At 71.2% G+C, this 14,006-nt stretch carries 13 protein-coding genes; 8 read left to right on the forward strand and 5 right to left on the reverse strand.

Annotated features, from left to right (window positions below; genetic code table 11):
• Positions 1-47 precede the first annotated feature (47 nt).
• Positions 48-2,870, forward strand: coding sequence for a BTAD domain-containing putative transcriptional regulator (locus ACQPZF_RS12115; protein WP_433271336.1), 2,823 nt, complete (start codon positions 48-50; stop codon positions 2,868-2,870).
• Positions 2,871-2,955: 85 nt separating this feature from the next.
• On the opposite strand, the gene ACQPZF_RS12120 is transcribed toward ACQPZF_RS12115, so the two are convergent.
• The gene (locus ACQPZF_RS12120) at positions 2,956-3,702 is read right to left on the reverse strand and encodes a class I SAM-dependent methyltransferase (RefSeq protein ID WP_433271339.1); all 747 of its coding nucleotides are present in this window, start codon (positions 3,700-3,702) and stop codon (positions 2,956-2,958) included.
• A gap of 44 nt (positions 3,703-3,746) precedes the next feature.
• Here ACQPZF_RS12120 and ACQPZF_RS12125 point away from each other — a divergent pair, with 44 nt between their 5' ends.
• The 3 genes from ACQPZF_RS12125 to katG are packed head-to-tail and all read left to right on the forward strand — an operon-like array spanning position 3,747 to position 6,649.
• Entirely contained in the window at positions 3,747-3,869 is a 123-nt protein-coding gene (locus ACQPZF_RS12125; RefSeq protein WP_433271341.1) for a hypothetical protein, read from the forward strand.
• Positions 3,870-3,916: 47 nt separating this feature from the next.
• Positions 3,917-4,372 (forward strand): Fur family transcriptional regulator, encoded by a 456-nt coding sequence (locus ACQPZF_RS12130; protein WP_433271343.1) that lies wholly within the window; start codon positions 3,917-3,919, stop codon positions 4,370-4,372.
• Positions 4,373-6,649 carry a catalase/peroxidase HPI gene (gene katG / locus ACQPZF_RS12135; RefSeq protein ID WP_433271345.1) on the forward strand — a complete coding sequence of 759 codons (2,277 nt, stop codon included), beginning with the start codon at positions 4,373-4,375 and terminating at the stop codon, positions 6,647-6,649.
• 109 nt (positions 6,650-6,758) lie between these two features.
• On the opposite strand, the gene ACQPZF_RS12140 is transcribed toward katG, so the two are convergent.
• From ACQPZF_RS12140 to ACQPZF_RS12150, 3 genes are all read right to left on the reverse strand, one after another.
• A complete protein-coding gene (locus tag ACQPZF_RS12140) occupies positions 6,759-7,634 on the reverse strand; it encodes a sigma-70 family RNA polymerase sigma factor (protein ID WP_433271347.1) in 876 nt (291 codons plus the stop codon).
• A 68-nt stretch (positions 7,635-7,702) separates the two neighbouring features.
• The gene (locus ACQPZF_RS12145; RefSeq protein ID WP_433271349.1) at positions 7,703-8,092 is read right to left on the reverse strand and encodes a VOC family protein; all 390 of its coding nucleotides are present in this window, start codon (positions 8,090-8,092) and stop codon (positions 7,703-7,705) included.
• 332 nt (positions 8,093-8,424) lie between these two features.
• A complete protein-coding gene (locus tag ACQPZF_RS12150; RefSeq protein ID WP_433274536.1) occupies positions 8,425-9,675 on the reverse strand; it encodes an MFS transporter in 1,251 nt (416 codons plus the stop codon).
• Positions 9,676-9,811: 136 nt separating this feature from the next.
• Here ACQPZF_RS12150 and ACQPZF_RS12155 point away from each other — a divergent pair, with 136 nt between their 5' ends.
• Positions 9,812-10,744: a LysR family transcriptional regulator gene (locus ACQPZF_RS12155; protein ID WP_433271351.1), complete on the forward strand. Its 933-nt coding sequence runs from the start codon at positions 9,812-9,814 to the stop codon at positions 10,742-10,744.
• 56 nt (positions 10,745-10,800) lie between these two features.
• Here the strand turns inward: ACQPZF_RS12155 and ACQPZF_RS12160 are convergent, their stop codons facing one another.
• Positions 10,801-11,412, reverse strand: coding sequence for a hypothetical protein (locus tag ACQPZF_RS12160; protein WP_433275006.1), 612 nt, complete (start codon positions 11,410-11,412; stop codon positions 10,801-10,803).
• Between the two features lie 18 nt (positions 11,413-11,430).
• Here ACQPZF_RS12160 and ACQPZF_RS12165 point away from each other — a divergent pair, with 18 nt between their 5' ends.
• From ACQPZF_RS12165 to ACQPZF_RS12175, 3 genes are read left to right on the forward strand one after another with little or no spacing between them, the layout of a single operon-like run.
• Positions 11,431-12,843: a CocE/NonD family hydrolase gene (locus tag ACQPZF_RS12165; protein ID WP_433274538.1), complete on the forward strand. Its 1,413-nt coding sequence runs from the start codon at positions 11,431-11,433 to the stop codon at positions 12,841-12,843.
• Positions 12,840-13,352, forward strand: coding sequence for a nuclear transport factor 2 family protein (locus ACQPZF_RS12170; RefSeq protein ID WP_433271353.1), 513 nt, complete (start codon positions 12,840-12,842; stop codon positions 13,350-13,352). The genes ACQPZF_RS12165 and ACQPZF_RS12170 overlap by 4 nt, the downstream gene beginning before the upstream one ends.
• Positions 13,352-13,975, forward strand: a complete 624-nt coding sequence (locus ACQPZF_RS12175; RefSeq protein ID WP_433271355.1) for a DedA family protein — start codon at positions 13,352-13,354, stop codon at positions 13,973-13,975. Before ACQPZF_RS12170 ends, ACQPZF_RS12175 begins: the two co-directional genes overlap by 1 nt.
• The last annotated feature ends 31 nt before the right edge of the window (positions 13,976-14,006 follow it).

Here is a 14,006-nt window from a genome sequence, read left to right on the forward strand (position 1 = left end):
CGACTATGACAGGTCCCACTCGATCGGAAGATCCCTGGGGATGGGGTATGGCCACAGAATTCCGCCTGCTGGGTAATATCGAGGCGCACCTCGATGGGAACCCGGTGAACATCGGTTACGCGCAACTGCGGACGGTGTTGGCGGTGTTGCTGGTCGAGGCCGACCGCGCCGTGTCCGTCGATCAGCTCGTGGACCGGGTGTGGGGAACCCGGCGCCCGCCCCGTCGACCGCGCAGCGCTGTGCAGCACAGCATCACCATGCTCCGCGGTGCGCTCGCCGCCCTCCCGGAAGTCGCCATCACCTGGCAGTCGGGCGGGTACCGGCTCGCCACCGCCCCTGACACGGTGGACCTGCACCGGTTCCGCTCCCTCGTGGCGCAGGCACGCGCGACCGGTGACGACACCGCTGCCGTCGCGCTGTTCGAGCAGGCCTTGGCCTTGTGGCGTGGTGAGCCGTTCGCGGGCCTGGACACCCCGTGGTTCACCGCGCTGCGCGCCACGGTGCTGCAGGAACACCACACCGCCCGGCTGGACCTCACCGACCTGCTGCTGCGCCGGGGCCGACACGCCGTGCTGCTGCCCGAGCTGACCGCCCACGCCCGGCTCCACCCACTGGACGAACGACTGGCCGGCCAGGTGATCCTGGCCTACTACCGCAACGGCCGCGCCGCCGACGCCTTGAACCACTACCGACGACTCCGGCAACGACTGGCCGACGAGTTGGGCACCGATCCCAGCCCCGACCTGCAACAGCTTTTCCAGCAGATCCTCGGCGCCGACCCCACGCTGGCCGCGCCCAAGCCCGCGGCCACCGCCCCGGGCCTGTCCGTGCCACGCCACCTGCCGGCGCCGCCGAGGCTGTTCACCGGCCGCACCCGCGAACTCGGCCACCTCACCGCGGCCCTCGACGACCAGCCCGAACCGGGCGGCGCCATGGTGATCTCCGCGATCGCCGGCGCCGGCGGCATCGGCAAGACCTGGCTCGCCCTGGCCTGGGCCCACCTCCACCTCGACCGGTTCCCGGACGGCCAGTTGTTCGTGGACCTGCACGGGTTCAGCCCCACGGGGCGGTCGACCGAACCGGCGGACGCGGTACGCGGGTTCCTCACCGCGCTGGGCGTCGACCCCAATGGTCTGCCACCGGACCTGGACGCCTTGGCCGCGCTGTACCGCGGGCTGGTCGCGGGGCGGCGGATGCTGGTCGTGCTGGACAACGCCGCCACCGCCGACCAGGTGATCCCGCTGCTGCCGGGCAGCCCGTCCTGCACCGTGCTGGTCACCGGCCGCCACCGGCTGGCCTCCCTGATCGACCGGCACGGCGCCGGCCACCTGCCCCTGGGCGTGCTCACCCGGGACGAGGCCCGAGCCCTGCTGGCGGCACGCATCGGCGTCGACCGCGTCGCCGCCGAACCCGATGCCGCCGAGGACCTGGTCGAGCTGTGCGGGGGCTACCCGCTGGCCCTGTCGATCACCGCCCGCAACGCCGCCACCCGCCCCGCCATCCCGCTGGCCGAGGTCGCCGCCGAGCTGCGGGAGCTGGGCCTGGAAATGCTCGACCACGACACCGACCCCACCGCCAGCCTGCCCACCGTGCTGTCCTGGTCCCTGCACCGGCTCACCGACGAACAACGCACCGTGTTCGGGCTGCTGGGCATCGCACCCGGCGCCGATACGACCCTGCCCGCCGTGATCTCCCTGACCGCCCTGTCCCCGGTCCGCGCACGCAGGGCGTTGTCGGCGTTGGAGGAGGCGTCCCTGGTGGAACGGCGACCGCACGGCCGGTACGCGATGCACGACCTGGTCCGCGACTACGCCGCCACCACCGCCCACACCACCTTGTCCGACGACGTGCGGGAGACGGCGCTGGAGCGGGTGATGGACTTCCACCTGCACACCGCCCACACCGCCGACCGACTCCTGGACCCCCACCGCCCACCTGTCCAACCCGCCCCGCCCGCGCCCGACGTCCACCCGCGCCCGCTGCCCGACGTCGCGACCGCGATGGCCTGGCTGGACGCCGAGCACGCCACCCTCCTGGCCACCCAACGCGCCGCCGTCGCCCTCGGCCGCCACCACTTCGTCTGGCACCTCGCCCGTGCACTGGACACCTTCCACTTCCGGCGGGGGCACCTGCACCACGCGCTCGCCTCGTGGCGGGCCGCGCTGGACGCCGCAGCGCACCTGCCCGACCCCACCACCCACATCCGCGCCCACCGGCACCTCGGCCACGCCTGCTCCCGACTGGGCCTGCACGAGGAGGCCATCGGGCACCTGGAAAAGGCCCTCGACCTGGCCGTGCGCCACCACGACACCGCCGAACAGGCACACACCCACTGGGTGCTCGCGATCGTCCGCGGAGGACGGGGAGACGACCGGCGGGGTCTGGACCACGCCCGCCACGCCCTCGACCTCTTCCACGACCTCGACATGCCGACGTGGGAAGCCGAAGCGCTCAACGGGGTGGGGTGGTTCGCCGCGTTGCTGGGCGACCTCGACAGCGCCCGCGACCACTGCCACGCAGCCCTCACCCTGTGCCGACGCCACCACGACCCCACGGGCGAGGCGGCCACCCTGGACAGCCTCGGGTTCATCGCCCACCGCGCCGGCGACCACCAACAGGCCGTCGACCACTACCACCAGGCCCTCACCCTGTACCGCACCCTCGGTCACACCTACGAGGCAGCGGGCACCCTCGACCGCGTGGGCCATCCCCACGCCGCCCTCGGCCACCACGACCGGGCACGCGAGGTGTGGCAGAAAGCCCTGGAGCTGTACCGGGAACAAGGCCGCGACACCGACGCCGACCGCGTCCGAAGGCAACTCGACGACCTCGACACCACGTCGACAACAGCCTCGGCGAGCACTTCCTGACCCGGGTCGCGTTCACCGCATGGCGACACGGCCCCGCGTCATCGGCGGTCGGTGAGGTCGGTTCGCTGGGCCCGGCGGGTGGTGATCAGCCCTCCGCCCGCCGAGCGGTGAACACCGCGAACATCGGGTTGGCCCGGAGCGTCGCCCAGAATTCGGGCCCGCGCTCGGCCAGTTCCGATTCGGGGATCACCACCGGGTGGCGGCGGAGTCCGGTGAGCCCGGCCGCCGCGCAGGATTCCTCGAAAACGCCGGGCGGCCAGATGTAACCGGTGAATTCGAATGGCGGGTCGCCGTGGACGCGCACGTAGCAGCCCTGGCATTCGCCGGTGTCCTCGGTCTTGGTGACGGACAGCCCGTAGCCGGGGTAGTCGGCCAGGCGATCCCAGTCCGTCTCCGGGTTGGGCACCACCGCGACCAGGTGTCCGCCGGGGACCAGGTTCGCGGCGAGGTTCGCCACCATCCGGTCGTAGGACTCCCGGTCTCCCAGGTGGCCGAGCGGCCAGATCGCGGCGACCAGGTCGAAGTCGCCCAGCTTCGCCATCGCGGTGCCGTCGTGCGCTTCGTACGAGATGCCGAGCGGTTCGCGCTCCTCGGCCTCCCGCGCGTAGGCGAGCATTTCCCGCGCCGGGTCGACGCCGAGCACCTGCCGGGCGCCCATCCGCCGGAACATCCTGGAATAGGCGCCGGTTCCGCAGCCGACGTCCAGCACCCGGCGATCGCGCGGGTCGGGCAGCGCGGACAGCAGGGTGGCCCGCTCCGCGATTCCCATCGGGAGGTCTTTGACCTGTTCGTAGAGTTCGCCGATGCGGTCGTACTGGCTCGGCTCGGACATCCGGACCTCCTCGCGCGGCATCCTCGCTCCGACCCTAGCTCCGGGTGTACCCGGGCAATAACCGCCGAACCGCCGCAGGCGACCAGGTGGACGCCGTCGGCAGGGACGAGGTGTCCCCGAGCCGCCGGCTGCGCGGGCGCGGCGTGCTGCGGGGCGGTGGGGTGTGACGGAAGTAAACTGGATTTATTCCAGACAAGCACCTTAAGGTCGTGGCGTGAAGTCCGACTTCGAGGCGCAGTTGCGGGCGGTCTCGTTGCGCGTGACGCGGCCTCGGTTGGCTGTGCTCGCGGCGCTGCGTGATCATCCGCACGTCGACACCGAGACGGTGATCGGGCTGGTGCGTGTTGCTCACCCCACGGTGTCCCACCAGGCGGTTTACGATGTGCTGCGGGCGTTGACCGACGCCGGTCTGGTGCGGCGCATCCAGCCTGCCGGCGTGACCGCCCGCTACGAGTGCCGGGTGGGGGACAACCACCACCATGCCGTGTGCCGCTCCTGCGGCACGATCTCGGACGTCGACTGTGCCGTCGGCCACAGCCCCTGTCTCACCGCCTCGGACGACGACGGCTACGTGGTCGACGAGGCGGAGGTCGTCTTTTGGGGGACCTGCCCCGACTGCTCGGCCGAACGCACCGCCAATGAACCGTCAGCCGGAAGGAACAGGAAGTAGATGAGCGACCTCAGGGCAACGCCCCCCTCCGATGCGCAGGGCGTGGACCAGAAGGCCGCGGTCGGCTGCCCGGTCGCGCACGACTCCGTGACCGCGCAGGGCAGCGAGAGCGAGAACCCGGCGATCGACTCGCCGACCCCGAAGACGGGCGGCCGGCCGCGCACCAACCGGGACTGGTGGCCCAACCAGCTCGACCTCTCGGTGTTGCACGCCCACTCGTCGAAGGGCAACCCGCTGGGCGAGGGCTTCCGCTACGCCGAGGAGTTCGCCAAGCTCGACGTCGAGGCCCTCAAGCGTGACATCACCGAGGTGCTCACCACCTCGCAGGACTGGTGGCCGGCCGACTTCGGCCACTACGGCGGTCTGATGATCCGCATGAGCTGGCACGCCGCCGGCACCTACCGCACGCACGACGGCCGCGGCGGGGCCGGGGACGGCGGTCAGCGCTTCGCCCCGCTGAATAGCTGGCCCGACAACGCCAACCTCGACAAGGCACGCCGGCTGCTGTGGCCGGTCAAGCAGAAGTACGGCCAGAAGGTCTCGTGGGCCGACCTGCTCGTGCTCGCGGGCAACGTCGCCCTGGAGTCGATGGGCTTCAAGACCTTCGGCTTCGGCTTCGGCCGCGAGGACGTCTGGGAGCCCGAAGAGCTGTTCTGGGGCCCGGAGGACACCTGGCTGGGTGACGAGCGCTACGTCAGCGAGACGGAGATGGCGCCGGAGGTCGGCGCGACCGAGATGGGCCTCATCTACGTCAACCCCGAGGGGCCGCGCGGCAACGCGGACCCGCGGGCGGCGGCCCACTTCATCCGGGAGACCTTCGGCCGGATGGCGATGAACGACGAGGAGACCGTGGCCCTCATCGCCGGCGGCCACACCTTCGGCAAGACCCACGGCGCGGGTGTCGCCGACGGCCACGTGGGTCCGGAGCCGGAGGGCGCCCCGCTGGAGGCGCAGGGCCTGGGCTGGCTGAGCACCCACGGCAGCGGCAAGGGCTCCGACGCGATCACCAGCGGTCTCGAGGTGACGTGGTCGGACAAGCCGACGCAGTGGAGCAACCGGTTCTTCGAGATCCTCTTCGGCTACGAGTGGGAGCTGACCACGAGCCCCGGCGGCGCCAAGCAGTGGGTCGCCAAGGACGCCGAGGCGATCATCCCGGACGCCCACGACCCGGCGAAGAAGCACAAGCCGACGATGCTCACGACCGACCTGTCGCTGCGCGTCGACCCGGCGTACGAGAAGATCTCCCGCCGCTTCCTGGAGCACCCCGACGAGTTCGCGCTGGCGTTCGCCAAGGCCTGGTACAAGCTGCTGCACCGCGACATGGGTCCGGTCAGCCGCTTCCTGGGGCCGTGGGTTCCCGAGGTCCAGTTGTGGCAGGACCCGGTGCCGGCCGTCGACCACGAACTCGTGGGCGACACCGACATCGCCGCCCTCAAGGCGAAGGTCCTGGAGTCCGGCCTCACGACCGCGCAGCTCGTCACCACCGCCTGGGCCTCGGCCGCGAGCTTCCGGTCCACCGACAAGCGCGGCGGGGCGAACGGCGCCCGGATCCGCCTGGAGCCGCAGCGCGGCTGGGAGGTCAACCAGCCGGCGCAGCTCGCGGAGGTCCTGGAAACCCTGGAGGGCATCCAGCGGGAGTTCAACGAGGCGGGCGGCGCGCGGATCTCGCTCGCCGACCTGATCGTGCTGGCCGGCTCGGCCGCCGTCGAGAAGGCGGCGCACGACGCCGGCGTCGAGGTGACCGTGCCGTTCCACCCGGGTCGCACGGACGCCACGCAGGAGCAGACCGACGTCGAGTCGTTCCAGTTCCTCGAACCGCGCGCCGACGGGTTCCGCAACTACGTGCGTCCCGGCGAGAAGCTCCAGCCTGAGGTGCTGCTGGTCGACCGCGCCTACATGCTCGACCTGACGGCGCCCGAGATGACCGTCCTCGTCGGCGGCCTGCGTTCCCTCGGCGCCAACCACGGCGGCGTCCGGCACGGTGTCCTCACCGACCGGCCCGGCGTGCTGACCAACGACTTCTTCGCCAACCTGCTCTCGCCGGGCACCCGGTGGAAGGCGTCGGAGTCCGAGGAGAACGTGTACGAGATCCGCGATGCGGCGACCGACGAGCTGAAGTGGACCGCCACCGCGGTCGACCTGATCTTCGGCTCCAACTCGCAGCTCCGGGCCCTCGCGGAGGTCTACGCGAGCGAGGACGCCCGCGAGAAGTTCGTGGCCGACTTCGTCGCGGCCTGGACCAAGGTCATGGAACTCGACCGGTTCGACCTCGCCTGATCCGGCTCCACCGACGAGCCCCGGCCGATCCACCAGCGATCGGCCGGGGCTCGCCCCTCTTTGAGGGCGATCCGCGCCGCGCACCCCGGGCGACGTCGGTGGAGGTGGCTCACGCCGGTTTCGTCAGGCGCAGGGATTCGAGCCTGGCCGGATCGGTCAGGATCGCGATGGCGGCGATCCGGCCGTCGGCCACCGTGAACGAGATGATCGAGAGCGGGGTTCCGTCCTCGCGCCAGGTGACATAGCCGGGAAGGCCGTCGACGAGCACCGCCTGGTGCCGTGCGACCGCGCCGGAGGACATCCGCGCGCCGGCGGCGACCTCGGTGGCGCCGAGGACGACGACCACCCCGCCCGGAGTGTCGACCGTCAGCCGCACGTCCGGGTCGAGCACGCGCAGCAGCGCCTCGAAATCGCCCTCGGCCGCCGCCGCGCGGAAGGCGTGCACCACCTCTCGCTGCTCTCGTCCGACGGCCGTCGGTCGGTCGGTCGCCCGCACCTTCTTGCGGGCGCGGCTGGCGATCATCTTGGTCGCGTCGGCGGACTTGCCGAGGATGCGGCCGATCTCGGCGAACGGCACCGCGAACAGGTCGTGCAGCACGAACGCCAGCCGCTCGCCCGGTCCCAGCGAGTCCAGGACGACGAGCAGCGCGAGCCCGACCGAGTCGGCGAGCACGGCGTGCTCCGCCGGCTCGGGGCTGTCGTCGACAGCCACGAGTTCGGGCAGCCCGTCGCCACCGGACGCCTCGGGGCGGGTCCGGCGCGACCGCAGGACGTCCAGGCTGATCCGGCCGACCACCGTGGTCAGCCAGCCCGCCAGGTTCCCGACGGCCGCCGCGTCCTGGCGGGCGAGCCGCAGCCACGCCTCCTGGACCACGTCCTCGGCGTCGGCGTGCGATCCGAGCACGCGGTAGGCGATCGCGCGCAGCCGGTCGCGCTGGGCCTCGAACGCCTCGGCCACCAGGTTCGTCGGGCTGGTGTCGGCCATCGTGTGATCTTCCTCCGCTGGGGTGGTGACAGGTCCGGATCGTGGCGTGGGCGGCGCCGGCGACGCGGTCAGCCGCCGGCGCGCTGCTGGCGGAGCGAGATCCGGTTGCCGTCCGGATCCACTGCCTCGATGCGGACGCCGAACGGGTAGTCCACCGGTTCCGGCTCGGCGAACGTCACGCCTCGCCGGCTCAGCACCTCGAAGTCCTTGCGCAGGTCGTCCGACTCCAGGACGAGCGGACCGGGCGCGCCGCCCGGCTCGACCGGTTGTCCCGAGGCCGACGCGTGCGACCAAAGAATGATCTTGACCGGGCTGCCGGCGACGCCCACGGTGAGGAAGCGGCCGTCCGGCCCCGAGTAGTCGACATGCTTCTCCAGGCCCAGCCCTCCCGTGTAGAACTCCAGTGCGCGGTCCTGGTCGGTGACGTAGACCGTCACATACATGATGTTGCTCAGCACGCTGCTCTCCACTCCGTTACAGGTCCGACGACCTCGGGCACACGCGGTCGTCGCCGGTATGACGGGAGCCGGCGGAAGAAGGTAACCGAGCCCGGTCACTCGTTCCGGAGCGCGTCGTAGATGGCCGTCACCCGGGCGACCGCGGACAGCACACGCGACGAACCGCTTCAGCGTCTTCCCGCTCACGCGCCTGACCACCTCGCCGATCAGGTGGCCGAAGTTCGCCGCGTGGTAGCCGACGCCGTGCCTGACGTTGACGTCGGAGGCAAGAGCTGGGGCGGAACATGCGGACCGGGTGTCGGCGATCACGCCGGGGACGTGGTCGGGCCGGTTCACCGGTCGGCACCCGCGTCCGCGAGCGCCTCCGGCCCCGGTCGGGGAACGACCTGCCGCGGCAGCAGGAACGGTGTGCCGAGCAGCAGCAGTCCGGCCAGGGCGATAGCTGCCCGCGGGCCGGTGAGCTGGGCCAGCAGGCCCCACACCACGGTGATCACGGCGATGCCGGCGCTGGTGCTGATCGACCACGCGGTGAGCACCCGGGCGTGCCGGCCGGTGTCGGTTTCGGTCAACCGGTAGGCGGCCAAGACGGGGTTGAAGAGGCTCACGCAGACGATCAGCCCGAACTCGGTCACCATCACGACCACCAGCCCCGCCACGCCCGGCTGGATGAACGCGAGTCCGAGTGGCCAGCAAGCACGGAGCGCGCCGAAGACCCGCAGCACTTTCCGCTCGCCCCAACGGCGCACGACGCGGCGGGCCAGCCGTGACCCGATCAGGCCGCCGACGCACGGGACGGCGAACGCCAGCCCGTACTGCCAGACCGGGAACCCGAGGTGGGACAGCATCAGCACCGACAACAGCGGTTCCGTGGCCATGATCAGCCCGTTGACCAGCACGGCGTTGAAGAAGAACCGGCGCAGCGCGTGGTGGGCGAGGAGGTGGCGCCACCCCTCCACGACGTCGCTCCACCGGCGCGCGTGGGTCTTCCTCGCGGCCGGGGGCTGCTCGGGTTTCCTGATCGCGATGATGCCGAGCGCCGAGAGGAGGTAGCTCACCGCATCGACGACGACGGTGGTCACCGGCCCCAGAATCCCGATCGCGGCGCCACCCACGGGCGGTCCGACGACGGTGGCCGACCAGGTGGTGGACTCGAACCGACTGGTCGCCACCAGCAGCCCGTCGGCCGGGACGATGGTCTTGAGGTAGGCGCCGCCGGCGGCGGTGAACGCGATCTTCGCTGCCGCGGTGACGGTCGAGACCACCAGGAGCTGCGCGAAGGTCAACGCACCCAGCCAGTAGGCGAGCGGGATGGAGGCCAACGCCGCGAAGCGGACCACGTCCATGGCGATCATCACCGGCCGTTTGGCGCGGAACTCCATCCACGGCCCGAGCGGGACCGCCAGCAGCGCCCCGATGGCGAGCCCCGATGACGACAGCGCCGCCACTTCCGCCGAACCGGCGTGCAGGACCGTGATGGCGACGACCGACACCGCGCCGAACCCGAGCCCGGTCCCGTACGCGCTGACCGCGTAGGCGGCCCACAACCACCCGAACGCCCGGCCCAGGCTCGCCCTCCGCCACATGGTCGGCACCCGCTTCGCACCTCGTCGGACAACGCCCTGTTGCCGGTGGGATTGAAGCCGGTAGACGGGCGCTGCCACCAACAACGGATCGAGCGGTGTGCCACAACTCCTCGTTGTGGGAGTAGGTTCTCCGCTCGTGGATCTCGACGCGGTGCGCACCTTCCTGGCCGTCGCCGAGACCGGCCGGTTCCAAGCCGCTGCCGACGACCTGGGCATCACCCAGCAGGGAGCGTCGAGACGAGTGGCGAGCCTGGAGCGGGAACTCGGCGTGCGGCTCTTCGCGCGGATCGCCAGGGGCGTCCGGCTCACCGTCGACGGGCAGGCACTGCTACCCCACGCCCGCGAACTCCTCCGCGCCGCCGAGCGCGTCACAGCGGCGGTGACGCCAGGGCGCCGGGCCCTGCGGATCGACGTCGTCAGCCGCCGGATCGCACCCGCCAACCTCCTGCACGCCTTCTACCAGCAGCACCCCGACATCGAACTCGACGTCGTCGCCCTGCTGAACGCCGACGCCGCGACGGCGCTGGCCGAGGTCGGCGCGGGCACGCTCGACGCCACCTTCAGATCCCTGCGGGACTCCGCCCGCAAGGTCCCGCGCGGCCTCCGGTCGGCACGTGTCATCGACGACCGACACGAACTCCTGGTCGGCCCGCGGCACCCGCTGGCGAGGGCGAAAACGGTGACGCCGGCCGAACTCGCCGATCACCCCATCCGGATGCCCGGCCTGTCCGACCCCGAGCCGGTCGGCTACTACCGCGATCTGGCCGAGACGTTCGGGCTCACCATCGACACGATCGGCCCGGTCTTCGGCGTCGAGGCGCTCCTCGCCGAGATCGCGGACTCCACCCGACTCGCGACCCTCGTCGGCGAAGGCTCGCGCTACCTGTGGCCGGAAAGCTACGACCTCCGCCGGATACCCGTTGTCGACCCGACCCCGGTCTACCCGCTGTCCGTGATCTGGCGGGCGGACAACCCGCACCCCGTCCTCGCGAACTTCCTCGACTATCTCCGCGCCAGGTACGAGACGACGTCCGGCGGTGAGGTGTGGGCCCCGGACTGGGCACGCTGATCACAAAATGGTAAATTGCACAATTGTCCGAAGGTTTTTCTTGGGTCTCGACGTGCTCACCCCCGTGGCGCGAGGTTGACGGCGACCGTGTTCCCACCGCCGGCGAGCAGGGAGTTCACCAGGCTCGTGAACTGGCCGCAGCCGGACAGCGGTGGCATGGTGAAGGTTCCGGACAATGCCCCTCCGAGCCGGGGATCGAATCCCGGGCCGGACGTCAGCGGGATCTCCGCGGGCGTGGTCCGGCAGGACGCGGGCAGGGATACTTCGTGGCCGTGCAGGGTCACCCGGGGAATCGCGAACGCCACCCGGGCCGTGGTGGTGAACACGCCGTCGGCGAGGGTGCCCTCGGGGTTGCCGTCCGGTAGGAATCGCAGGTGGGCCGTCACCGGTGGGCGGTTGTTCAGCGTGACGTCGGTCGGCTGCAACGTCAGCACCGACGTGTGGGTGCGGGAACCGATGGTCGTGTCCAGCGTCCCGGTCAGCGGCACGGAGGCGCCCTTCACCTTCGCCGTGCCTGTCAGTGCGTACCGGTGCGTGGTGGACTGCGGCTTGGTGCGGATCTTCACCGGGTACGTCGCCCGCGCGTACAGGCCGAGTCTCTCGACCGCGCGGACGCGGATGTAGTAGTCGGTGTCCGTGTCGACACGATCACCTGGCTGGCCGCACAACCGTGGTGTGACGGCAGGATCGGCACCTGGGGCGGCTCCTACCAGGGCATGGCCCAATGGCACGCGGCTGCGGCGGCGCCTCCGGCGTTGCGGGCGATCGCCCCGGCGATGGCGTCAGCCGACCCGTATCGCGCGCCTTGGTACTCGCCCGGCGGAGCCCTGTCGCTGGACACGCTCCTCACCTGGGCGAACCGCGCGGCCTTGAACGCGGTGCGCCGCACTTCGCCGGCGGACGGCGAGCGGTTGAAGGAGCTGATGAGCACCTTGGTCGACCGGTGCGCGCTGCTCGACCGGTTGCCCGTGGGGGATCGCCCGCTGCTGCGCGAACAACTGCCGTGGGTCGCCGACGTGCTCGACCATCCGTCACGCGACGAGTGGTGGGAGGACGTGGCCCCGGTGGAGCGCTTCGGCGACATCACGGCGCCCGCGCTCAACATCGGTGGCTGGTACGACCCGTTCCTGGCCGAGACGATCCGTTCCTACGTCCTGATGCGACGGTACGGCGGCAGCCCCGAGGCCCGTGCCGGCCAGCACCTGCTGATCGGGCCGTGGGGGCACGCCGATGGCGCGGACCTCGGCGAATTCCCGGACCGGTCGTTCGGCTTGGCGGGCAACGTGAAGGGCGCGGAGCTGACCGAGGCGCACCTGCGGTTCTTCGACCGATGGGTGCGTGGCCGGACGGACGCGCGCAAGGACACGGCGCCCGTGCGGATCTTCGTCATGGGCGTCGACGACTGGCGGGACGAGCAAGACTGGCCGCTGCCGGGCACGAGCCACGTCGACTATTTCCTGTCCAGCAGCGGACAGGCGGGAACCAGTGCGACAGACGGCGTGCTGGTCACCACAGTGCCGCGCACCGACGGCCACGACACGTTCCGGCACGATCCGCTCGACCCCGTGCCGACCATCGGCGGTCCGGTGATCGCCGGCCCCGGCAGGTGGGCGGGGCCGGCCGACCAGCGGGCGGTGCGCGACAGGCACGACGTGTTGTGCTTCACCACGCCTGTGCTCGACGCGCCGCGCGAGGTCACCGGTCACGTCCGGCTCGTGCTGCACGTGTCGTCGTCCGCCGCCGACACCGACTTCACCGGCAAGCTGGTCGACATCCACCCCGACGGGAGGGCAATCCTGTTGTGCGAAGGAATCCAACGGGTCCGCTACCGGTCGTCCCTGCGCCGGCCGGCGGCACTGCGCCCGAACGAGGTGGTCGAACTCGTCGTGGACATGTGCGCCACGTCGAACGTGTTCCTGCCCGGCCACCGGATCGGACTGGAAGTGGCGAGCAGCAACTTCCCCCGCTACGACCGCAACACCGGCACCGGTCGCGCGATCGCGTTCGACAGCGGGACGGATGTGGTGGCCGCGCTCAACACTGTCCATAATGGACTTTCGAAGCCGAGTCGACTCGTCCTCCCGGTGGTGGACAGGTGAGCGCCACCGAAGACCGGGTAGCCGTGGCCGATGTCGTCGCACGGCTCGCGCACGCACAGGACGACCGGGATTGGGACGCGCTGCGGAGGCTGCTGGCCGACCAGGTCCACCTCGACCTGTCCGGGCAGTCCGGCGCCACACCGGTCGACCTTACCGCCGAGGAGCTGGTCGACCAAGCCCGCTCCGTCCTGGAGGGGTTCGCCTCCGTGCACCACGCGACCTCTCCGCCGCTCATCGAGATCGACGGGGGCCAGGCCACCTGCCGCACGCATGTCGTGGCGTACCACCACGTTCCCACGGAGGGCGTCGACTTCTGCACCATGCGCGGCCGTTGGGAACTGGGTCTGCACCGCAGCCACGGGCGCTGGCTCGTGCACCGGTGGGCCGTCGTGCGCACGGCCCCGTGGGAAGGCTCGCCCGAGGTCTACCGCATCGCGGCCGGTCGCAGGAACGCGCCAGGAGGCGCGGTGTCGACCTGTCCGCACCTGGCGACGACCGGCGGCGACTGATGATCGTCTGGTTACGGCTCGCCGAATCGCTCATCACGTCCCCATGGCTGTACGCCGTGCTGATCGCGGTGTCCTTTCTCGACTCCTTCCTCCCGCTGATCCCGAGCGAGCCCGTCGTGATCGTGGCAGGCGTCTACGCCGCCACCGGGGAGACCGACATCGTGCTCGTCATCGCCGCCACGACGCTCGGGGCCTTCCTCGGCGACCACGTCCCTTACACCGTGGGGCGACTGCTGGGCGCGCGAGTGCTCAAGCGGCTGCCACCGGGCACCAAACGCCGGGCGGCGCACGACTGGTTCACCCGCGAACTCGACGCCCGCGGCGGCTTCATCCTGGTGACCACGCGATTCATCCCGGTCGGGCGCTACCTGGCCACCTTGTCCACCGGGATGGTCGGCTACCCGCTGGGCAGGTACGCGCTGTTCGTCGCGTTCGCGACCGCCACCTGGAGCGCGTACACCGCGCTCACCGGCTACCTCGGTGGCGTGGTGTTCCAGGAGAACACGCTGCTCGCGATCGCCGTCGGCGTCGGGCTCGCGTGTGTGGTGACGGGCACCATCGAAGCCGTGCGCCACATCCGCCGGCGCAGGAGCGCCACCACTCCGGACCCGGTGGCGGACTAACGCGCCACGGAGTGTCGGTGTGTGCCGGCAG

It is taken from the genome of Actinosynnema sp. CS-041913 (genome assembly GCF_050942485.1).
Classification (GTDB): Bacteria; Actinomycetota; Actinomycetes; order Mycobacteriales; family Pseudonocardiaceae; genus Actinosynnema.

Excerpts from the sequence above, each read along its gene's own strand:
- ACQPZF_RS12115 (WP_433271336.1), top strand. The coding sequence starts at position 48 with ATGGCCACAGAATTCCGCCTGCTGGGTAATATCGAGGCGCACCTCGAT.
- ACQPZF_RS12120 (WP_433271339.1), bottom strand. The coding sequence starts at position 3,702 with ATGTCCGAGCCGAGCCAGTACGACCGCATCGGCGAACTCTACGAACAG.
- katG (WP_433271345.1), top strand. The coding sequence starts at position 4,373 with ATGAGCGACCTCAGGGCAACGCCCCCCTCCGATGCGCAGGGCGTGGAC.
- ACQPZF_RS12140 (WP_433271347.1), bottom strand. The coding sequence starts at position 7,634 with ATGGCCGACACCAGCCCGACGAACCTGGTGGCCGAGGCGTTCGAGGCC.
- ACQPZF_RS12150 (WP_433274536.1), bottom strand. The coding sequence starts at position 9,675 with ATGTGGCGGAGGGCGAGCCTGGGCCGGGCGTTCGGGTGGTTGTGGGCC.
- ACQPZF_RS12175 (WP_433271355.1), top strand. The coding sequence starts at position 13,352 with ATGATCGTCTGGTTACGGCTCGCCGAATCGCTCATCACGTCCCCATGG.